Source organism: Microcoleus sp. F4-D5 (assembly GCF_036704885.1).
In the GTDB taxonomy this organism is placed as follows: Bacteria; Cyanobacteriota; Cyanobacteriia; order Cyanobacteriales; family Microcoleaceae; genus Microcoleus.
Window position 1 is genome coordinate 72814 of sequence record NZ_JAUBSX010000012.1, and the last position, 21581, is coordinate 94394.

At 46.3% G+C, this 21581-nt stretch carries 21 protein-coding genes; 8 read left to right on the forward strand and 13 right to left on the reverse strand.

Annotation, left to right across the window (positions count from 1 at the left end; genetic code table 11):
* Positions 1-6: 6 nt before the first annotated feature.
* Positions 7-687, reverse strand: a complete 681-nt coding sequence (locus QUA80_RS08440; protein WP_333423175.1) for a methyltransferase domain-containing protein — start codon at positions 685-687, stop codon at positions 7-9.
* 503 nt (positions 688-1190) lie between these two features.
* On the opposite strand from QUA80_RS08440, the gene QUA80_RS08445 reads away from it, so the two are divergent.
* Positions 1191-3968, forward strand: coding sequence for a diguanylate cyclase domain-containing protein (locus QUA80_RS08445; RefSeq protein WP_333423255.1), 2778 nt, complete (start codon positions 1191-1193; stop codon positions 3966-3968).
* Positions 3969-4575: 607 nt separating this feature from the next.
* Here QUA80_RS08445 and QUA80_RS33740 read toward each other — a convergent pair.
* The 3 genes from QUA80_RS33740 to QUA80_RS08455 form a co-directional block, all read right to left on the reverse strand.
* Positions 4576-4734 carry a DUF6888 family protein gene (locus QUA80_RS33740; RefSeq protein ID WP_445302221.1) on the reverse strand — a complete coding sequence of 53 codons (159 nt, stop codon included), beginning with the start codon at positions 4732-4734 and terminating at the stop codon, positions 4576-4578.
* Positions 4735-4770: 36 nt separating this feature from the next.
* Positions 4771-5133, reverse strand: a complete 363-nt coding sequence (locus QUA80_RS08450) for a cupin domain-containing protein (RefSeq protein ID WP_333423177.1) — start codon at positions 5131-5133, stop codon at positions 4771-4773.
* 95 nt (positions 5134-5228) lie between these two features.
* Positions 5229-5504 (reverse strand): hypothetical protein, encoded by a 276-nt coding sequence (locus tag QUA80_RS08455; RefSeq protein ID WP_333423256.1) that lies wholly within the window; start codon positions 5502-5504, stop codon positions 5229-5231.
* A gap of 160 nt (positions 5505-5664) precedes the next feature.
* Between QUA80_RS08455 and QUA80_RS08460 the strand changes: the two genes are divergently transcribed.
* The 3 genes from QUA80_RS08460 (at position 5665) to QUA80_RS08470 (ending at position 7700) form a co-directional block, all read left to right on the forward strand.
* Entirely contained in the window at positions 5665-6303 is a 639-nt protein-coding gene (locus QUA80_RS08460) for a peroxiredoxin (RefSeq protein WP_333423180.1), read from the forward strand.
* 195 nt (positions 6304-6498) lie between these two features.
* Positions 6499-7080: a Uma2 family endonuclease gene (locus tag QUA80_RS08465; protein WP_333423182.1), complete on the forward strand. Its 582-nt coding sequence runs from the start codon at positions 6499-6501 to the stop codon at positions 7078-7080.
* Between the two features lie 35 nt (positions 7081-7115).
* On the forward strand, positions 7116-7700 hold the full coding sequence (locus QUA80_RS08470) for a Uma2 family endonuclease (protein ID WP_333423184.1): 585 nt from the start codon (positions 7116-7118) through the stop codon (positions 7698-7700).
* 21 nt (positions 7701-7721) lie between these two features.
* Here QUA80_RS08470 and QUA80_RS08475 read toward each other — a convergent pair whose 3' ends face one another.
* Positions 7722-8333: a lipase family protein gene (locus QUA80_RS08475; protein WP_333423186.1), complete on the reverse strand. Its 612-nt coding sequence runs from the start codon at positions 8331-8333 to the stop codon at positions 7722-7724.
* A 155-nt stretch (positions 8334-8488) separates the two neighbouring features.
* Here QUA80_RS08475 and QUA80_RS08480 point away from each other — a divergent pair, with 155 nt between their 5' ends.
* Together QUA80_RS08480 and QUA80_RS08485 are read left to right on the forward strand one after the other, a co-directional pair.
* Entirely contained in the window at positions 8489-9463 is a 975-nt protein-coding gene (locus QUA80_RS08480; RefSeq protein WP_333423188.1) for a cysteine synthase A, read from the forward strand.
* Between the two features lie 277 nt (positions 9464-9740).
* Positions 9741-10040, forward strand: a complete 300-nt coding sequence (locus QUA80_RS08485) for a (2Fe-2S) ferredoxin domain-containing protein (protein WP_333423190.1) — start codon at positions 9741-9743, stop codon at positions 10038-10040.
* A gap of 14 nt (positions 10041-10054) precedes the next feature.
* Here QUA80_RS08485 and QUA80_RS08490 read toward each other — a convergent pair whose 3' ends face one another.
* The 7 genes from QUA80_RS08490 to QUA80_RS08520 all read right to left on the reverse strand — a co-directional run bounded on the left by QUA80_RS08490 (position 10055) and on the right by QUA80_RS08520 (position 17751).
* Positions 10055-11287, reverse strand: coding sequence for a hypothetical protein (locus QUA80_RS08490; RefSeq protein ID WP_333423192.1), 1233 nt, complete (start codon positions 11285-11287; stop codon positions 10055-10057).
* 171 nt (positions 11288-11458) lie between these two features.
* The gene (locus QUA80_RS08495; RefSeq protein ID WP_333423194.1) at positions 11459-11863 is read right to left on the reverse strand and encodes an HNH endonuclease; all 405 of its coding nucleotides are present in this window, start codon (positions 11861-11863) and stop codon (positions 11459-11461) included.
* Between the two features lie 38 nt (positions 11864-11901).
* The gene (locus QUA80_RS08500; protein ID WP_333423195.1) at positions 11902-12525 is read right to left on the reverse strand and encodes a heme-copper oxidase subunit III; all 624 of its coding nucleotides are present in this window, start codon (positions 12523-12525) and stop codon (positions 11902-11904) included.
* 248 nt (positions 12526-12773) lie between these two features.
* Complete coding sequence (gene ctaD / locus QUA80_RS08505) at positions 12774-14579, reverse strand: cytochrome c oxidase subunit I (RefSeq protein WP_333423197.1); 1806 nt, start codon at positions 14577-14579, stop codon at positions 12774-12776.
* 78 nt (positions 14580-14657) lie between these two features.
* Entirely contained in the window at positions 14658-15659 is a 1002-nt protein-coding gene (locus QUA80_RS08510; protein ID WP_333423199.1) for a cytochrome c oxidase subunit II, read from the reverse strand.
* A 221-nt stretch (positions 15660-15880) separates the two neighbouring features.
* Positions 15881-16639 (reverse strand): class I SAM-dependent methyltransferase, encoded by a 759-nt coding sequence (locus tag QUA80_RS08515; protein WP_333423201.1) that lies wholly within the window; start codon positions 16637-16639, stop codon positions 15881-15883.
* Between the two features lie 77 nt (positions 16640-16716).
* The gene (locus QUA80_RS08520; RefSeq protein WP_333423203.1) at positions 16717-17751 is read right to left on the reverse strand and encodes an LD-carboxypeptidase; all 1035 of its coding nucleotides are present in this window, start codon (positions 17749-17751) and stop codon (positions 16717-16719) included.
* Positions 17752-17945: 194 nt separating this feature from the next.
* Here QUA80_RS08520 and QUA80_RS08525 point away from each other — a divergent pair, with 194 nt between their 5' ends.
* Together QUA80_RS08525 and QUA80_RS08530 are read left to right on the forward strand one after the other, a co-directional pair.
* The gene (locus tag QUA80_RS08525; RefSeq protein WP_333423205.1) at positions 17946-19379 is read left to right on the forward strand and encodes a carotenoid oxygenase family protein; all 1434 of its coding nucleotides are present in this window, start codon (positions 17946-17948) and stop codon (positions 19377-19379) included.
* A 714-nt stretch (positions 19380-20093) separates the two neighbouring features.
* Positions 20094-20900 carry an SDR family NAD(P)-dependent oxidoreductase gene (locus QUA80_RS08530; RefSeq protein ID WP_333423207.1) on the forward strand — a complete coding sequence of 269 codons (807 nt, stop codon included), beginning with the start codon at positions 20094-20096 and terminating at the stop codon, positions 20898-20900.
* A 245-nt stretch (positions 20901-21145) separates the two neighbouring features.
* On the opposite strand, the gene QUA80_RS08535 is transcribed toward QUA80_RS08530, so the two are convergent.
* Entirely contained in the window at positions 21146-21280 is a 135-nt protein-coding gene (locus tag QUA80_RS08535; protein ID WP_333423208.1) for a hypothetical protein, read from the reverse strand.
* Between the last annotated feature and the right edge of the window lie 301 nt (positions 21281-21581).

Here is a 21581-nt window from a genome sequence, read left to right on the forward strand (position 1 = left end):
TTGCATTCACTCCTTAACTCCGCCAAAAATAGCAAAATTTAGATAGCGCCAGTGACATCCTGCGTCCGCAAAACCAGCTTCTGCAAGCCACTTTGTCTGCTCTTCCACAGAGGAGGGAATATCTTCTTCTAAATATTTTTGAAACCAGGCTGCATCGTCTTCTCCGTTAGCTTTCACGTACTGCCGCCACAACTGTTCGTATTGCTCAGTCAGCCTGGGGGTAGCACCTGTCACAATATCTCGAATTAGCAAGATTCCCCCTGGATTCATCGAGTGGAAAAGTTTCTGAAAAAGTTTTTGTTTCCCTTCGCTATCTAGGTGGTGAATTGCCAATCCAGAAACTACTAAATCGTAACCGCTGCCGAAATCATCTTCGGCGAAGTTTCCCTGCTGCAATGTCAGCCGTTTTCCGAAACCGGACAAATTAGTTTGGCATATTTTCAGCATATTTTCCGCGATGTCAAAGGCTGCAACATTAGCTTGCGGAAATCCCTGCAAAATTAGAGCCGACAGTATGCCCGTCCCTGCGCCTAAATCCAGAACTTTTATGTTTGAATTAGTTTCAAAAGAGATTAACTGCAAGATTAAATCGTGTTGCTCGCGATAGCGTGGAATGAGGCTGGGAATTAAACCATCATAATCAAATGCTCTTTGTTCAAATTGCTCGCGTACCGTGTCTAAATTCACAGACAACTTTCCTCAAAATGTTAATAGTTGAGTGCGTCAGTGCAGTAGGGCGACTCTCTCGTTTAAGACATACTACGATTTATAGTACAAAATATTTACAGGGCTGTCAAGATGTAGAAGAAAATAATTTAACAAAAGTTGGGGACGATCGCAAGACACGGACTTTGTTCGCCCAAAGTCGCCATTTATTTGGGAACAGTCAAGCCATGCACGTAGATCTGCTTGAGTGGAGATGAGGCAGAATGACGGAGGGACGCAAGCCTGCTCAAGAGAAAATTTTGTGCCAGATGCGGGGGGTAATTGTGAGAAAAAAATTGACTGTTTTTATCGAGTACCTGATGGAGCAGATTTAAGAAAATATGTCCTCAGATTGACAAAATTTAGCCAAAATGTAAATAAAATTTGAGGTTAGTCCCGAGTGGATGTGCTGCCTGCAGAGTTTTCAGAAAAATCTAGAGATACAAAATATTACACTCGCCAGCGCGGGTAAAAAAACAGTGATAATGAATCAGGGTGCGAGTAGATTAGGTGTCAGCCGTCAGGGGAAAAGAGAAGCAATGGAAATCAAACAGCGGAGTAAGGATAAGGCCGATCGGCCGCAACCAAACGCGCACGATCGCCTAGGAAAAATTTCTACGAAAAAAGAACTAGATTCGTCGCTGCAAGAAGGTTTAGATTTTAAAGGAGCGATCGACCGCTCGGCACTGGCAGTCAGGACAAACGCCCGAGGAATTATCAACTACGTTACCGATCGAGTTTGCTCCATCTCCAACTATTCCCGCGCCGAACTGATTGGCTGCCACTTCGGCATCCTTCACTCGGAATATAAGTCTTCGGAATTAATTAAAAATCTGCAGTCAACTGTTGCAAAAGGTGAAGTTTGGGAAGGAGAAATTAAGAATCAAACCAAGAATGGCAGGGATTATTGGGTGTATGCAGCAGTAGTTCCGCTGTTGGACTTTAAGGGAAAACCCTCTCAGTATTTGGCGATCGGATTCGACATCACCGATCGCAAAGCTGTGGAAGCAGCCCAAGCCGAAGCCAACCGGGCAAAAGACGAATTTCTGGCGATCGTCTCCCACGAACTGCGATCGCCCCTGAGCGCAATTTTGGGGTGGGTGCAGCTAGCTCGATCGCGCAAGTTAAACGAAGCCACCACCAACCGCGCTTTGGAAATCATCGAGCGCAACGCCAGATTGCAAAACCAGCAAATAGACAATCTCCTCGACCTCTCGCGGCTGCTGCGGGGGAAAGTGCGCCTGAACATCGGCCGAGTTCACCTCCCGTCTCTGATAGAATCCGCGATCGACACCCTCCGTCCCGCCGCCGATGCCAAAAACATCCGCGTAGAAACACATTTCGACCCCGCCGTCGGCTACATTTTGGCAGATGCAGAACGCTTGCAGCAAGTAGTCTGGAACTTGCTTGCTAACGCCATCAAATTTACCCCGGAATCCGCCCCCGGCCTAGTCCAAATACAGATCGAGTCTACTGCATCGGGCGCGCTGATTCGCATCAGCGACAGCGGTTGCGGCATCGACCCCAAAGTTCTGCCACACCTCTTTGACTACTTCCGCCCGACAGATAGCTGCCAGACCAAGGAACAAAACCGGCTCGGTCTGGGACTCTCGATTGTACGCCAGTTAGTGGAACTGCACGGAGGAACTATTTGGGCTAAGAGTCCCGGTATCGCTCAGGGGGCGACGTTTGAGGTGCAGCTACCCATCGCCAACAAAAATGTACCCGCCGATCGCACTCGTGCGATCGCCCAAGCGGAAACCAGACCCGGATCGGTTTCCAAACCCCTAGCCGGAAAACAAGTCCTGATCGTTGAAAGCAGTGCCGAGATCCGGGAATTTCTGAAAACAGGCCTGGAAGCATTTGGAGCCAAGGTAACAGCGGTGGGTAGCGCCGGCGAAGCGATGGCCGAGTTGCAACAGTCGCGGCCCGACGTGTTGGTGAGCGATATGGCGATGCCGGAAGCAGACGGCTGCGATTTGATCCGCCGCATTAGAGCAATGGAAATGTCTGAGCAAAGGGAACTGCTGCCGGCGGTGGCGCTGACGGGAGGCATCCGGGAAGAAGATTCGGCATCGGCGCTGGAGGCGGGGTTTCAGAGGCATTTGTCGAAGCCGGTGTCGGCGAATCAGTTGGTGAACGCGATCGCCCAATTGGCAGGACTGACTGGATTCGGGGCCCGAGAGTCCGACGCGCCAAATGCCAAGGCGATCGCACCCGACGAAGCCCCGCTGCCGGACTCTAACAGTTTTGACGACCCAAATAATCAGGCAAAATCAACAATTGACCGCAGAAAATTACCGCTGTTGCTGGTAGTAGAAGACAACAGTTTTCTGCTGTCTTACCTCCAAAGTTTATTGACTCCTTACTATCGAGTCGCCGTGGCGAGTGACGGAGTTGAAGGTTTAGAAAAAGCCAAAAGTTTGCACCCCAATTTGATTTTGAGCGACCAAATCATGCCCCGACAAAACGGACTGGATTTGCTCAAGGAGATTCGGAACACAGAGGAATTGAGTTCGACTCCGGTAATCTTTTTGACAGCGCGATCGGGGATGGAAGCCAGGATCGAAAGTTTGGATGCGGGTGCTGACGATTATATTTCAAAGCCTTTTGACGAGAGGGAACTGCTGGCGAGGGTAAGAAATTTGCTGCGAACCCATGCTGCCGAACAACAGTTGACTGGGCTCAACCGTCAGTTGCAGCAGCAGAAACAGCAGTTAGAAACCGTGAATCGAGCCTTGCAGTATTTGGCAACTTACGACAGTTTGACTGAGGTAAGAAACCGCCGCTCTTTTAATGAATATCTCGATACGGAATGGCGGCGTTTGGCGAGGGAAGAAGCACCGCTGTCTTTGATTATGTGCGACATCGATTGTTTCAAACTTTACAATGACACTTACGGGCACCAAGCGGGAGATGAATGTTTGCGGCAAGTGGCGGCGGTTCTCCAGCATTCGGTAAAGCGATCTGCAGATTTAGTAGCGCGTTACGGTGGAGAAGAGTTTGCAATAGTTTTGCCGAATACTGATATTCAAGGTGCGACTTGCGTAGCTGAAATGATCGGCCAACAGGTGCGGAGTTTGCAGATAGTTCACGCTAAGTCTCTTGTCAGCGAATACGTGACGCTGAGTTTGGGTGTAGCTTGCTGCATTCCGGCACCGATGTCCCAGCCGGCGACGCTAATTGCGATCGCCGACGAGGCGCTTTATCGGGCAAAAAAAGCAGGGCGCGATCGGGTTTCGGTTGCCAAATTTGAAGGATAATACTTATTAGTCATTAGTTATTAGTCCTTAGTTCTTAGTTCTGATTTTTTAGTGTTTATTCTGTTCTATTCGAGCTAATTTCAAAACCTAAATATCTTCCCCAAATAGGTTCTTGGTAAGTAAATTCCTCATTCAATCAGACTTAATAAGGACTAACTTCCTGACTGCAAACTTAACTTATTTAAAATAGCAATAGAATAGTTATAGGAGAGTATCTGCTGACAGTAAAATTAGATCTGCCTCAATACCAAAGGCTAGTCCACTCCGAGATTAACTGGCAACAATTCAAATTAATTCAGCAGGAGTTTTCTCAATCCCCTGGTATCAGACTGTTTTATCGCAACAGTGAGGTAGCAATGCAAACGTTCACCGTCACTTAGTTACGGTGAGGAGTTAGGCGATTTTTAGGTAATAACGCTTCAATTCTCGATCGAACATAGCATTATAATCCAATACGCTTGGGTTAAAACTGTTTGTTCCTGGGATCTCCACCTCGCATCTCCCCCGGGGGACGCAAGAGTAAGTTCTTGTCTCGCCCTTGAGAAGGGAGGCTAGGGAATCGGGCTTAACCCAAGCGTATTGCAATATAATCTAGTTGGGTAATTGTTTAAAAAAACTCCCCATCAGGAGCAACTTCAACCTCAATCTCTCCCTCATATCCAGCCAATACAAACAAGTTGCGGTTACTCTCGCCAACACAGACGATGTGAATAGGTGGCAATGCCAAATATGTCAAGCAATCACTGATGGGATAAATTAACCGCAATATTTGTACATACTATGTTTTTTTGCTCTGACCTACTTACTCGAAAATTGTCTCGTCTTCCTTTCGCCACGCCGGATCGACAATACAAATAAATATTAGCGGCTCTGTGCCGCAGTTGTAAATAAACTGCTTGGCGTTTGGCGGAATGTAAACTGCATCTCCGGCTTCCACGAATTGATTTTCGTCGTCGATGTGCATTTCTCCAACGCCGCTGAGGATATAGTAAACTTCAGAAGTTGTCAGGGAGTGCAGCGCAGAAGTTTGTCCCGCTGGCAAAGCGGCGTGGGCTAAACTGTAACGCAACTCGACAGATTGTTTGTCTGGATGCAGCAATTCTCGCAGTTGAGTACCGTCGCCAGCAATAAACTCGTCGCAGGCATTTAGCTTTTGAATTAGCATTCTTTCCACACTCCTGAAAATCTCTTTACTATAAGTTAAATTTAATTGAAAAAGCGAGAGATGTTAAGAAATATGTAAAGCGGCGTCCGAAATTTTTAACCGTAAGTTCCCGAATGCGATCGATAATCAGGACAGTCGATCGCATCTTCAGATAAAGCTATGGTAGGCTGAACGGGACACTTGAGGTGGTAGTCGCCGGTGAAAAATACGCAATTAGCACAAGGGATTTGGTGCATCCGCTGAGCTCGGCGCAGGGAGTCGGCGACAGTACGCCCGATACTCGAACACAGCAAAAAAACTAAACCCCAGGCGGAGACAAAACACAGGGGGACTAAAACAGGCTGTATTGCCTTCAGCAAAAAGTAAAGCATAGCAAGAAAATTCAGCGGTATAAGCCACACATACATTACAGTAGTGGAATTGCCGATCGATCGACCAAAAAGTTTAGAATCCTTTACAGCTCGATCGAGAAACCGGGCAATTATGGCATGATAAGGAACAGTCCTTAAATAAAATTAGAGGAAATCAGTTATGAGTCTGCGATTAGGCGATACAGTTCCCAACTTTACCCAAGCTTCGTCTGAAGGGGAAATCAATTTCTACGACTGGGCGGGTGATAGCTGGGTAGTATTGTTTTCCCACCCGAAAGACTATACTCCAGTGTGCACCACAGAACTCGGTGCAGTGGCCCGTCTCAAGTCGGAATTTGAAAAGCGGGGCGTCAAAACCATTGCCCTCAGCGTCGATGATGTGGATTCTCACATGGGCTGGATTAAAGATATTGAGGAAACTCAAAATGTCACCCTCAATTATCCAATTTTAGCAGATGGCGATCGTAAAGTCTCCGACCTTTACGACATGATCCATCCCAACTCGCTGAACAACTTAACAATCCGCACAGTTTTTGTAATTGACCCGGAAAAGAAATTGCGTTTGAGCATTACTTATCCGGCTAGCACTGGTCGGAATTTTAATGAAATTTTGCGAGTAATTGATTCCTTGCAACTTACGGACAAATACAGCGTTGCGACTCCGGTTGATTGGAAAGACGGCGACGATTGCGTAATCGTACCTTCGATTACTGACCCCGCAGAGTTAGCAGAGAAATTTCCCAAAGGCTACACCCCGGTTAAGCCTTATTTGCGGATGACTCCTCAGCCGAATAAATAGGTTTAACATTCCTGGAAGCAGAACCTAATTATGTAAGGTGTACACTGCACGCCTTACCTCTATAATTCCCGCGTCCAACCTTTTTGTAGTGAGGAGTTTAGTCCTTAATCCTAATTTTTGACTACTCAACTCCTCACTACAAACAAATAATTGGTGCAATCTTGTCTGAACAATTTAGAGTGGAGGAAAGGCAAAATGCTGTCATCAACAATTGTGTTGCGAATACCGCCAAAATTGCAAATGACAGACGACGAGTTTTTCGAGTTGTGTCAAATCAATAGTGAGTTACGCATTGAACGCAACAAATCGGGAGAATTGCTAATTATGCCCCCTACTGGTTCGGAGACTGGAAATCGCAGCGGTAGCGTCTTTGGAGAGTTGTATATTTGGGCTCGAAAAGATGGAACCGGTATATGTTTTGACTCCAGTACGGGATTTAAGCTTTCAATGGGTGACAAGTCTCCAGATGCCTCGTGGATGAAACTGGAACGGTGGAATGCTTTGTCACCAGAACAAAAGCAAAAGTTTGCCCCGATTTGCCCGGATTTTGTAGTAGAACTGAGGTCGGCTTCTGACAACCTCAAGCCTTTGCAAGAAAAAATGCAAGAATATATGAGAGAACCAGGAGTGCAGTTAGGCTGGTTGATTGACCGCAAAAATCGCAGAGTTTACATCTACCGTCCCGGTTTGCCAGAGGAATGTTTAGAGAATCCCGCGACAGTCAGCGGCGACCCCGTTTTGCCCGGATTCGTACTCAATATGAGCAATATTTGGTAGGCTGAGTATAGGAGCAACGATCGAGTAAATCAATTATGTTGACATCAACAATTGTGTTGCGAATACCGCCAAAATTGCAAATGACAGACGACGAGTTTTTCGAGTTCTGTCAAATCAATAGTGAATTGCGCATTGAACGCAACAAATCGGGAGAATTGCTAATTATGCCTCCTACTGGTTCGGAGACGGGAAACCGAGAAGGTAATATATTTGGGCCGCTGTGGGTTTGGGCAGAACAAAATGGTACTGGTTTAGCGTTTACTTCGAGTACAGGATTTACTCTGTCAACAGGTGCAGAAAAGTCGCCCGATGCGGCTTGGATAAAATTGGAAAGATGGAATGCTTTGTCACCAGAACAACAGCAAAAGTTTGCCCCGATTTGTCCTGATTTTGTAGTAGAACTCAGGTCTGCTTCTGACAATCTCAAGCCATTGCAAGAAAAAATGCAAGAATATATGAGAGAACCAGGAGTGCAGTTAGGCTGGTTGATTGACCGCAAAAATCGCAGAGTTTACATTTATCGTCCCGGTTTGCCAGAGGAATGTTTGGAGAATCCGGCTACAGTTAGCGGCGACCCGGTTTTGCCGGGATTTGTACTCAATATGAGTAAAATTTGGTAAGGCGAAATAGCAGGTATAAAATCACAGGAAATGACCAGTTTTTAAGAAGCTGGAGCATTGTTTCGCAACGATGGGTGCTACCAAGAGTCCGGTATGGGAAACAGGCAAAATAATATGTTTGGCAACACCCGTGCAGCGAGTTTCTTCGACTGCAATTAGACTATCGTTAGGACGAGGCAAGCGCAACAACCAACCAGTACCGATATCCAAATTACCGGCAACGATTCCCACATCTCTATTGGGTGGCGGTAATATTCGATAGAACAATCCTGTCATGAGGCTGCGTCCTAAGATAAATCTTCCCCAAGATTTGCGACTCAATCTGCAAGCAAAGCTACTACCCTGATGGGGAGTACCTAAGGTAACAATTCTTCCCGGACGTTGCTGCGGAAAGTTGTCAAACAATAGGTAAATTAATAGCCCACCTAAACTATGACCGACAAAGTGGATAGTATCAGCTTTTTCTGCTGCTAAGAATTTTTGGAGAGACGTAACATTTTGCTTTAATGAATTTCCCCAAGCAGCATGGGAAAATTGTTTAATTCGATAGCCGTATTTTTGCAAACGGCAGTGTAATAATAACATTTCTGCACCGCGAAGTCCAACACCGTTAACTAAAATGACAGTTTCCATGACACCTTACTAATTTGTATAGCCTCTTAACTTTGAGTTGAGCTAGCTGCCTCTGAGATATCTTAAGATTCTACCTTCTTTCTTGCCTAATTAGACGTATAATGTTTGTTTGTTCGCGATCGTCTCTAAATATAGCAGGCAAAAATCAAAAAAATATGGATATCAAAAACGGTTTTGTAGGCACAATTGGCAATACTCCCCTAATTCGCTTAAACAGCTTCAGCGATGAAACTGGCTGCGAAATTCTCGGCAAAGCAGAGTTTCTCAATCCCGGCGGTTCCGTTAAAGATAGGGCTGCTTTATACATCATCAAAGATGCAGAAGAAAAAGGCTTGCTGAAACCGGGCGGCACCGTTGTTGAAGGCACTGCCGGCAATACTGGCATCGGTTTGGCACACATTTGCAACGCTAAAGGTTACAAATGTTTGATTGTGATTCCCGATAACCAATCTCAAGAAAAAATCGATGCTTTAAGAACCTTGGGCGCTGAAGTTCGGACTGTTCCCGCTGTTCCTTACAAAGACCCGAACAATTATGTCAAATTGTCGGGAAGATTGGCGGCGGAAATGGAGAATGCAGTCTGGGCAAATCAGTTTGACAATTTAGCCAATCGCCGAGCTCATTACGAGACAACTGGGCCGGAAATTTGGGAACAAACAAACGGGAAAATTGATGCTTGGGTAGCCGCAACTGGTACGGGCGGCACTTTTGCTGGCGTAGGAATGTTTTTGAAAGAAAAAAATCCTGCTATGAGAATTGTCTTGGCAGACCCGATGGGCAGCGGGCTTTACAGTTATTTCAAAACTGGGGAAATTAAGACTGAAGGCAGTTCGATTACTGAGGGAATTGGCACGAGTCGGGTGACGGGAAATATGGAAAATGCCCCGGTAGACGATGCCTTGCAAATAGATGATGCGGAAGCCGTGCGGGTGGTTTACCAACTGTTGAGAAAAGATGGGTTATTTATGGGTGGTTCGGTAGGAATTAATGTGGGGGCGGCTGTAGCTTTGGCGAAGCAAATGGGACCGGGCCATACTATTGTAACGGTTTTGTGCGATGGGGGGGCGCGGTATCAGTCGCGTTTGTTCGATCGACAATGGTTGGCTTCCAAAGGGTTGTCACCAGATTAATCGTAGGGTTCGTTGAAGTCTTAAGCTGTCCCGCATTTAAATTGTATTTTTCGGGCGGGCGGGACGCCCAACCCACAATAATTTTATCCAACTCTACTCGTTACCAGGGCCTGCGTCGAATTTTCCTCTGCAAGCAAGGCTCTTTCTCTGGAAATCTGTTTTTGGCTTTTGTTTGGGAACCAGTTAAAATTTGAGTATATATGTGAGTATATATGCGCGCACCTATTCCCATGATAAAAAAATAGCATATATGTAGCACAATGTCAAGTAAAAAAACATGAAAATAACAGAATCTTCTAGGCGAGTTCTTGTTTGCCAAAACCGCACTTGTCGCAAGCAAAGTGCAGCAAAGGTACTGGCAGCTTTTCAGAAATTGTCGCCATCAGAAGTTGAAGTTGTTGCTAGCAGTTGTTTGGGACAGTGCGGTAACGGGCCGATGGCGTTAGTGCTGCCAGAAGAGGTTTGGTACAATGGCGTTTGCCCTGAAGAAGTTGCGACAATAACTGAGCAACATTTGCGGGGAGGCAAGCCGGTGGAGAGGATGCTTTATCGCAAGTTTCACCGACTTTCTCATTAGTCGATCGCCCGCATTTAAAATTCTTCCGCAAACAACCGGCGGAGAATTTCCGTGACTTCGGCGCAAAATCTGGCGTCGAGTTCGATCGCCAAGCGATCGACACTGCTGGAACCGCCTACAGGTTTTTCTGCCCGCAAAGTCATGGCTAAAGTTCTGAGTTTTGCCGGCTTTCCCGCCGCCTTCGGCCGTTCGTCAACAAACCGCACTAAAGCCACATAAACTGTTTCTAGGGTTCCCCTGATCGCGCTCAGTCCGTAACCCAATTTTGAGATAATTACTGGAGAAGTTATGAGGCTATCCATCCCCAAAGTTTTAATTGCTACGTCCGCATATCGAGCGCTGTCATGTCCCATTGCTCTGACAATGCTTTCTAAGCTGTTCCACTGAGATGCTTTCATGCGCGATCGCTGTTCGATGTGGAAGTGCCATCCTAACATGGAAATTAGCCTGGTCAAATCATAAGCAGATACGGTATTACTTTGTTTGGTACTGTTTAATGCCGCACTTAGCAGCACTTGTTTTTTGGTGAGATCGAAGATTTTGGGGTTGTTGAGATAAGGATTTTCGCCGTAATCGCCGCGAAAAATTAGGTCATTATTGCCAGTCGCGCTCTTCAGCCATTGCTCTAGTCCTGTGCGAGTATCGAAGCGTTTGAACATCGCGGCTAAGGAGTTTGAACTTGCTATATTTGAGCTATAGCTAATCATGTCTTTTGCTACATCGTAAAAGTAAAAATCTTGTCTGAGCCCGTTGCCATCTCTAACAACGCAGTTGTCAATGTCGCAGTCTGGATATTTGGTATTTACTTGACTGACGATATTAAGGAGCGGGATAATTTTAGTGGCACTCCACTGTTCAGCTTTAGTAAGTGCGTTTTTTCCCAGCCACTGCGCCTGAATTTTGCCGTCTACAAAAGTACCAATGCAAACGCAGGCTTGTTTGATGTCTTCGTGGAGGAAACTTAAAGCTTGAGAGTTAATTTGAGGTAGTTCTCCCAAGCTGGGAAACGGGGTAAGTTTGAGGGAATTATTGGGGCCGGGAATATAGCTAATTACTTTTAAGCCGTCGGGTTTCTGTTTGAGATAATCGGGATAGTTTTTAATTTCTTGTTGGTAAGGAGATTTTTCAATGCCCCGGTCTAAAAAAGCTAGTTTGTTTATGTTAGCTTGGGCATCTATTTCCATTTGGATGTAGTTTTTGAAGATGCGCGATCGGTCTTTTGCGAGTTCGAGGGAGGTGAGGTTCATGATAATACTTGGCAATTTGTTACGAATAAGTAAATCACTATACTAGGATTTACGCAAAAAAACCGGGTCGCTCTGCAAAATTTTGGTTTTGAAAAGGAAAAATTTATGAATAAACCGGGTTTCAGACAGTAACTGCGTCCAGGACGATATATCTGAGTTCGGGCATTGCGCTCAAGCTTTTTTGCCGCGTACTTGAATGCGTTTGTCGGTTTTTTGTTTCTTAATCCAAGAGACAAATTTCTGGAGTTCAGGGTCATTTTTGAGCTTTTCCAGGGTGTTGAGCTCTTGGGCGAGGTGTTTGTTCTCAAATAGAGAGTGAATCTGGCGGTGACAGGCCGAGCAAATGTCGATTGTCGGGCTTGGGTCTTCGTTTTTCCGCTTGGTGTTTTGTTTGGGGATGAGGTGATGAGCGGTTAATGCTTCCATTTGTCGATCGCACAATTCGCACTGCATAATTTTCTCAATGCTTCTGGATAGGAGAATTGCTACTTTTAGTTTAGCGCGATCGGCTGTGAGAGGGTAAATGAAAGGCGATCGCACTCTCAAAACAATAAAAAACCCCCAATTGGGGGTCATACAAATCTCTGGTGGCAGAGGTCCAAAAGCCTCTGGGATCACAAAATATACAGCAACAAAAACAAAACAATCCAAATCACATCCACAAAGTGCCAGTAAATCTCAGTCGCTTCGATTCCGAAGTGGTGCTCGCTAGAATAATGACCTTGCACGCGCGATCGCCACACCACCGCCACCATCAGCAGCACTCCCAACGTAACGTGCAAGCCGTGAAAAGCTGTCAAAACGTAAAAGCAACTTGCATACAAATTCGTCGTCAAGCCAAACTCTAAATGAGTGTATTCGTAAACTTGACCGAACAAGAAAACTGCGCCCATAGCAATAGTTACGAGCAGCCAATTCCGCATTCCTGCGGCATCATTTTTTTTGATTGCAGTATCAGCATTGTGAATCACGAAACTGCTAGCAATCAAAATCAGCGTATTAATTCCCGGCAGCAATAACTCTCGCGCCGGCGTACCTTCAGGAGGCCACACGGGGGCCATCGCCCGATAAATCAAATACGCGGCAAACATACCGAAAAATATCATGCCTTCAGCGCACAGGAACACAATTACACCTAACAAGCGGTGGTCGGGATGCTCCACACCGTGTGCTTCTACCTCAGCCTCGTGGTGGTAATTCAGGGCTGTTTTTGCCGGATCTATCGCTGGAATTTGCATAATAAATTGCTAGTTGGTAATGGGATCTTGAAGGAAGAAGGAACTTCAGCAACGGATTCGCTTTCTGAGGGTGTAACGGATGTAACGGATGTCAGTCCGATGTCCGTAGGAAGAAGGAAGAGGGAAAAAATTATCCCTAAATCGCTGGTGTGCTGTTGCTGTCAAAAGTCATTAGTCCAAAGTTCTCATATTGCAACGAGCAATAACTAATAACTAATGACTGATGACTGATGACTGATGACTGATGACTACTCGCTATCTTGACTTTCATCAGCAGGAGAATCAACATCTATCTCTGATTCAGGATTGACCAAAGTTGCAGTTCTGCCAAAGAAAGTTGAAGCTTGAGCCTCCGCAATAGGAATACCCTGTTTCTGGGCGTTGCGGGTGGCATTTTCCCTCAGCTTGAGCCTGAGACGTTCCCCAGTATGCTGAATTTTTTCCATGCCGTAATCGTAAGGCCCCGTTGCCAGTACCGGCACTCCCTCAAAATTTTCGATCGGGGGCGGCGAAGTCGTCATCCATTCCAAACTCAAAGCTTGCCAAGGATTGTCACCTGCTTTCGGGCCGTACATCCAGCTCCAAATCACATTAATGATAAAGGGGATTGTAGACACTGCCAGCATATAAGCACCGACAGTACAAATGACATTAATTGTGGTAAATTTCGGGTCGTACATTGCCACCCGCCGAGGCATTCCTTGCATCCCCAAAGCGTGCATCGGGAGGAAAGTTACAGTAAAGCCAACATAGGTTAAAACAAAGTGAACTCTACCCCAAAATTCATTAATCATCCGCCCCGTCATTTTGGGGAACCAGTGGTAAAAAGCAGCGTAAATTCCAAACACTGAGCCGCCAAACAGCACGTAGTGCAGGTGAGCGACGACAAAATAAGTGTCGTGAACGTGAATGTCAAAAGGTACGGAAGCGACCATGATCCCGGTGATGCCGCCGAGCACAAATGTTGAGATAAAACCCATCCCAAATAGCATCGCGCTGACAAGCCGGAGTTTTCCTCCCCAAATAGTTGCCAACCAGCTAAATATTTTAATCCCAGTTGGTACGGCGATGATCATAGTCGTGATCATAAAAAACATCCGCAGCCAGCCGGGAGTGCCGCTGGTAAACATATGGTGCGCCCACACGATCAAGCCCAAAAAGCTGATTGCGAGACTGGAATATGCGATCGCCAAATAACCAAAAATTGGCTTGCGCGAATGCACCGGCAAAACTTCTGAAATCACCCCGAAAAAGGGCAGAATCATAATGTAAACTGCCGGGTGCGAATAAAACCAGAACAAATGCTGGTAGACGATGGGATCGCCGTTGCCGGTCGGGTTAAAAAATGCCGTCCCCGCTAACAAGTCAAACGACAGCAAAATCAAAGCTGCGGCTAACACTGGAGTAGCAATCAAACTCAGCGCTGAAGTCGCAATCATCGCCCAGCAAAACAAAGGCATTTCATTGAGACCCATGCTCGGAACCCGCATGGTAAAGATGGTAACGGCAAAATTCAGCGCCCCCAAAATCGAAGAAGTTCCCAGAATCAAAACGCTGAGAATCCAAATTTCTTCGCCGGCTTGAGCAGTAACCAAGCTCAAAGGCGGATAAGAAGTCCAACCCGCCTGCGGAGCTCCTACAAAAAAACTGGTCAACAGCAACACGCCGCCTACGGGAATCAGCCAAAAGGCAACGGCATTCAGCCTGGGAAATGCCATGTCTTTTGCCCCAATCATTAAGGGGATCAAAAAGTTAGCAAATCCGGCCCCTGCAGGCACGATCCACAGGAAGATCATCACCGTCGCGTGAACAGTAAATAAACTGTTGTAAAGTTCCGGGGTGACAAAATCGGCGTCGGGGGTGGCGAGTTCAGTTCGCACCAAAGTTGCCATCACCCCGCCGATTAAATAGAAAATAAATGTTGTGACTAGGTATTGAATACCGATGACTTTGTGGTCGGTATTAAAAGTGAAGTAGTCGCGCCAATGTCTATCGGCGGGCGCTGTTCCGCGAGCCTCAGTGTTGGCAGTTTCTTGGAACTGTGCTTGTGTCATAGTTATTAGTCATTAGTTATTAGTCATTAGTTATTGGCTCGGGATCGAAGACCCAGTGCCAGAAACTAATGACTATTTTTAGTGATGAGTTGGGTGAAGTTGTTCTAGGGTTTCGGGATTAATTTTTATTTCCCTGACGTAGGGAGCCAAAAATTCACCGTCTGACAATTCCCCAGGGTTGGCTGCAACTGCTTGCTCTAAGTTTTGACTGCTAGCAACTTGCTGGCTTTGCAGCCAACTGTCGAATTCTTCGGGCGTGTGAACGACTGCTAAAGCTTTCATCGCTCCGTGATAAGCGCCGCACAATTCAGCACAAACAACCCGGTATTCGCCGGTTTTAGTTGCTGTAAATCTCAGTTCGCTCGGCCGCCCGGGAATTGCATCTTGTTTGAGGCGAAATTCCGGCAGCCAAAATGCGTGCAGCACGTCTTGGGCTGAGATATTTAGCTGTACGTCGCGGTTGGCTGGGATATGCAGTTCGCCGGAACTAACGCCACTTTCTGGATAGCTAAAAATCCAGGCGTACTGCAAACCCATGACATTTACAACTAAGTCTGCTGGTTTGTCTTCATTTTCTGGGGAAGCGCCTACGCCTAAAGCAACGAGTTTTTGAGATGGAATTTGAGGGGCTTTTTGGGGTGTATCTGAGAGTGTGGCTGCGATCGCACTTCCCCGCATTTTAGAGTGCGCTTGCATGGTGCCGTGGTCGTGATTTCCCATCGGATCGAGGCCTCCCATTGAGTTGTAAATCTCAAAACTGTAGACTCCGATTCCTAAAATAATCACCGCCGGCACGGCTGTCCAAAGAATTTCTAAGGGAAAGTTGTCATGCCAAGGGGGCCCGTCTGTGTTGTCTCCTTGACGGCGGCGATATTTAATTGCAGCAACGATGAGAATTCCCTGGACCATGATAAATAATCCAGTGGAAATGGTCATCATTGTATTGAAAAGTGCGTCTATGTCGGATGCTTCATCAGAGGCGGCGATCGGGAGTAAACCGTGATTCTGCCCGTACCAGAGACTGATCAGAGTCACTACGATGCCGGCGAGCATGGTGAGGATGGAACTTGGAATGTTCACGCTGGTACTTCTTAATAGCGACACTTCTTCGCTTGAAAAATGAAGGAAGCGCCTCTGGGTTATCAATTTTTAATTGTAAATGGTATTTTTAGTAAAATGTCTATCTTAAGGGTTACTTAAGGCTTAGTATGTTTGACCGATCGCCCGCGCGCCTCAAAAGTACGTCTTTTGTACCTTGACAAAAATGAGAAAAAATGGTAAACAATCGCTCTGTTTGGCTGCTAAATTTGAGATTTTTTCTCAAACACCATCAAATGCTGCTGGGGCAACATATCTTTTGTCTCTTTCCATACTAAACCGACGGCTGCCATTTCTTTTTTCACCTGCTTCTGCGTCATTTTGTGCAAACCTTTAATGGGAATCATCGGGTTTTCGCCCCGATACTCGATCGATACCGTGCGGCCTCCCGGTTTGAGTGCTTTCACAATTCCTTGCATCATTTCTCTGGGATATGCAAATTCGTGATAAGCATCCACCATCACAACTAAATCCACGCTGTTTTCGGGCAAATTCGGATTGTCGATACTTCCCAAAACTGGCTCAACGTTAGCGATATTTTTTTCTTGTTTATTCAACTCAATAAAATTAAGCATTTCCGGCTGCACGTCAACGGCAAAAACCTTTCCTTCTGGAACTAAGGGAGCAATGCGAAAGCTAAAATATCCGGTTCCTGCTCCTATGTCGGCTACAATATCGGTTGGTTTTAAATCGAGATTGTTGACTAATCGAGCTGATTTTTCTTCCATGCCGCGAGACGGTCTTTCTAGCCAACCAGCGCCTTGATATCCCATGACTTGGGCAATTTCTCGACCCATGTAAAATTTGCCGGTGCCGTCGGGATTGTGGACGGTTCGCTGCTGATAAATGGAGTCGCTGTTGGCGGTTTTACTTGCTTCTGCACAGGCATTGAGCGGCAACAGGCAAAGAATTGTCAAGATTATTACTGTTAATGGTTTCAGGAATTGTGCGGTTTTTTTCACGATATTTCTGATTTTCTGTTTAAATTTATTTCTCGTTCCCTGGCTCTGCCTCGGTAATATCCAGAAGAGTTTCAGATTTAATGGACAGCGGATGCTAACAGTTTTATTGTACCAGAATTTGCGTCAATTTCAACTTCTAGGCCGATCGGCAAAGTGAACTGCTCCCGAATGTGTCCCACCATTGAACCATACCACGCAGGAATCTTCAAAGGGCGAATGTGGTCGGACAAGACTTGAGGCAAGGTTAGGGACTCTTGGGGTTTTTCAGCTTCGCACTTAGTACACTGTCCGAAAATAAAACCTGAAATTTTATCGAGAATGCCCGCTAATTTGAGCTGCGTCAACATTCTATCGATGCGATAAACCTCTTCGCCCACTTCCTCAACAAACAAAATACTGTTTTCCCATTCCGGCAAATAAGCCGAACCCACCATTGCTGCGATTACTGATAAATTGCCGCCGATTAGTTTTCCCCTAGCTGTACCCCGCCCGATTGTTTCTACTTGCACGCTTTGGGAGTTTTGCATCGTAACAGAACCTCCCTCAAACAAAACTTTCTTGACGTAATCCACTGTAAAGGGACTCCAACTTGAGGCACCTAAAGGGCCGTGAAAAGTAACTATATTAGTTTTAGCATAAATCGCCAATAGCAGCGCCGTAATATCGCTGAATCCCATAATAATTTTGGGCTTGTTGCGGATAATATTGTAATCCAGGAGCGGCAATATCCGAGCGCAGCCCCAGCCGCCCATCCCCGTAAAAATAGCTCGCACTGAGTCATCGGCAAAGGCTGCGTTGACATCGGCGGCGCGATCGGCATCCTTGCCTGCTAAATAGCCGTAGCGGTCGTAAAAATGCTCTCCCAATTTAACTTTTAAACCCAGGTTATCCAGAACTTTAAAAAATGGCTGCACTTCTTTTTCGTAGTTGAAAGCGGCAGGATTGATTAAAGCTACAGTATCGCCGACTTGCAGGCGGCGCAGCTCGATCGCAGTTTTGGGAGATAGGTTGGTTTGGGCGATCCTATTCGAGGGATTCGCTAAAGGTAAAAGCTGAGCACCAATAGCAGTCAACCCAAAAGTTCTCAGCAGATCGCGGCGGCGGAGAGTCATAGGTGTTATACCCTTGTTCGATTAAGTGAGGTACAGGTTGATATTTTAGATTTTAGATTTTAGATTTTAGATTGGGGGATTGAGCAATTGTTAATTCATTGATGAATGGCTCAGGCGAGAACTGTTATAGATGGTTTTTGCTATAATTGTATAGCAAAATTTCTGCAATATCAGTTTAAAATTGCCAGTTTCCAATGAAAACAGACACTAAAATCTCAGCTAAAAAATCTTGGGCTCAAGCTTTAGCCCGTCCGGCTGCAGAGTTTCCCCTAACTCAGCTATTGGTTAAAAGCGGTAAAATTCCCGCAGGATTGCGCGGCACTCTCTACCGCAACGGGCCCGCACGTTTGCAACGCGGCGGCATGAATGCGGGACACTGGTTTGATGGCGACGGTGCAATTTTGGCAGTACATTTTACCGATGAGGGTGCTGCGGCTGTTTATCGCTACGTGCAGACAGCGGGATATCAAGCTGAGGAAAAAGCTGATAAATTTCTCTACAGTAATTACGGCATGACAGCACCGGGTCCGGCGTGGTTGCGGTGGATTAAATCTGTTAAAAATGCTGCCAATACTTCTGTTTTAGCTTTGCCCGATCGCCTTTTAGCTTTGTGGGAAGGCGGCTTGCCTCACAGCCTCGATTTGCAAACTCTGGAAACTCAGGGAACGGACGATTTAGGAAGTTTAGAGAGTGGATCTTCTTATTCCGCTCACTGCAAGCGCGACCCGATTACTGGCAATATTTTTAACTTTGGAATTACACATGGTGCCAGTACAAAGTTGAATCTGTATAAAAGCGATCCTGCAGGCAAAATTGTGCAACAAGCAACTGTTGTTTTAGATGGACCTCCTATGCTCCACGATTTTGTTCTGGCTGGAAAGTATCTAATATTTTTTGTGCCGCCAGTACGACTAAATTTTTTGCCAGTGTTAGCTGGAATCAGCAGTTACAGCGACTCTTTGGAATGGAAACCCGAGTTAGGAACGCAGATATTAGTTATTGACTCGGAAACTCTATCTTTAGTTAGCCGCGGCGAAACCGATTCTTGGTTTCAGTGGCATTTTGCTAACGGTTTTGTCAAAGAAGATGGTTCAGTGGCTGTAGATTTTGTGCGCTTTGCTGACTTTCAAACTAATCAGCGACTGAAAGAAGTAGCGGCGGGTGAAACTCGCACCGATGCGGAGGGGACTCTGTGGCGGGTGTGTCTAAATCCTCAAACTGGCAAAGTGACAGCAGCCGAAGAATTGCTGGATCGACCTTGCGAGTTTCCGACGGTACCTGCTTCAGAAATAGGACAAGACTCGCGATATATTTATCTGGCAATGTATCGGCCTGACGTGGATATTGTACCGGAACGTTACGGTGCGATCGCCCGTTTTGACACGCAAAGCCGCCATCTCACAATTGCCGACTTGGGCGAAAATCGCTATCCCGCAGAACCCATCTACGTTCCAGATATTTCCTCGGAAAAAGGTTGGATAGTAACAGTTATTTATGACGGCAATTCTGATAGCAGCGAAGTCTGGATATTTGACAGCGACGGACTTTCCCGCGAACCTGTTTGCCAGCTAGAATTGCCCGGAGTCATACCTTTGGGCTTTCACGGCACTTGGAAATCGGCAGTCTGAGACAGTTGTAAAGAAGTGTTGCAGAAGATTTATTAAAAATTGTTGCCGCTTTAACTTCTAGTTGTTAAGGTGTGTGTAGATAGGAAATTCTCATATCTAGGAGGTGTGGAATTGATAATCTGCATTGCTCAATTATCCCGTGCCAATTCGCGCGAATCCCCGGCGATTGTAAGTCGCGACTGCACAGGATATAGTCTGCCTCTGCGGACTAAAAAAAGAGGGGCAATTAAGCCCCGAGAAATGAAAAATTCTGGTGAATATTCCCGGCGAATAAATTCGCGGCTACACAGGCTTGCGTCCGCCTCTGCGGACTGAAGAAAACCAATCCCTGGCGAATAAATTCGCGGCTGCACAGGCTTGCGTCCGCCTCCGCGAACTGAAAAAAAAGCGGTAATAAAGCCCGCTCTGCCATGATTTCCGACTAGGTTTGCCATCTCACATTTGTCTGCTTGCATGAGGTTAAATGACCAGATATTTGACTGATTCCTGGCAAACTAAAAGTTTAGTTCAACTCACGCGCACGTTAGCGATTCAAAAGTTTTTGGTTTTGAGTTAACCCCACGAATAAATTAGGCCGATCGGAACAAAATAGCCTTTCCCAAAATTATGAATTATGAGTTGTTACCGCCAAAACATTCAACTCATAACTGATAATTCACAACTCACAACTCATAACTCCGTGCCGCAGTGAGCATCAACCAAAAGGTTTAATCTATGCAACTTCAAGGAAAAACAGCTCTTGTTACAGGAGCTTCGCGCGGAATTGGGCGATCGATCGCCCTGGAATTAGCGAGACAAGGAGTCAAACGCTTGTTAATTGTGGCGCGCAACCGCAAGCAATTAATTGAACTGGCAGAGGAAATCGATGTTTTGGGCACAGAAGTAGTGCCGTTAGCTTTGGATTTAACTCAGTCAGTAGCGGTGAATATTGCGATCGCCCAAGCTTGGCGAGATTTCGGCCCCATTCACCTGCTAGTCAACTGTGCGGGCGTCGCCCACCAAGCATCTTTCTTGCGTTCCCCGCTGCCGTTAATCGAGTCAGAAATCGCCTTAAATTTGCTGGGAACCTACACAATTACCCGTTTGATTGCGAGGCGAATGGCGGCTCAAAAAGAAGGAACAATCGTCAATGTATCGAGCTTGATGGGAAAAATTGCCGCTCCGACAATGGCGACTTATTCTGCTACCAAATTTGCCATTTTGGGATTCACCCAAGCTTTACGCAGCGAGTTAACTCAGTACAACGTTCGAGTCACAGCTTTGCTGCCATCTCTAACAGATACCGACATGGTGCGAGACTTGGAACAATTTCGCTGGGTAGTGCCCACAACTCCCGAAAAAGTTGCCCTAGCACTTGTCGCGGGATTGCACAAAGATGCGCCGGAAATCTTAGTAGGATGGCAAAGTCATCTAGCAGTTTGGTGTCACCGAATTGCGCCTTGGTTGCTGGATTTTGTGTTGCGGATGGCGACTCCAGAACTTCGGGATAAATCGCGCGGCCGCAAATTGCGGGAAGCTTGATCTAGCGGGCGATAAACCCTTTTATGGGCGAGCTCTGGGGCCCACCCCACAAGAAAACTCATTCTTTGTGGAACGGGCCCCAGAGCCCGTTCCGGACTCTTCGGCCCATTGGTGTCAACTTAAGCTGTCAGCCCGCCCACCCGCTAGTCCGCCAGGGAATGAATTCCCTGTCTCATAGCGAAAGTCCTCTGAAAGAGGACTGAGAAGAAGAATTTTTGACGTTGCTGATTCACGCCGCCCATCCGTTAGTCCGCCAGGGAATGAATTCCCTGTCTCATAGCTAAAGTCCTCTGAAAGAGGACTGAGAAGAAGAATTTTTGAGGTTGCTGATTCACGCCGCCCACCCGGTAGTCCGCCAGGGAATGAATTCCCTGTCTCATAGCGAAAGTCCTCTGAAAGAGGACTGAGAAGAAAAATTTTTGACGTTACTGATTCATGGTAGGAATCAACTTGTTGCTTGATGTTACAAAACTTACCCTACTTGTCTTATAGCAATTGGGAAATATGAATTCCTACCTGTATTCAGCAACGCCGAATTTTTAAACTAATTAGTCCTCTTCAGAGGACTTTAGCTATTAGACAGGGAATTCATTCCCTGTCGGATTGTCGGATTGTCGGATTGTCGGATTGTCGGATTGTCGGATTGTCGGATTGTCGGATTGTCGGATTGTCGGATTGTCG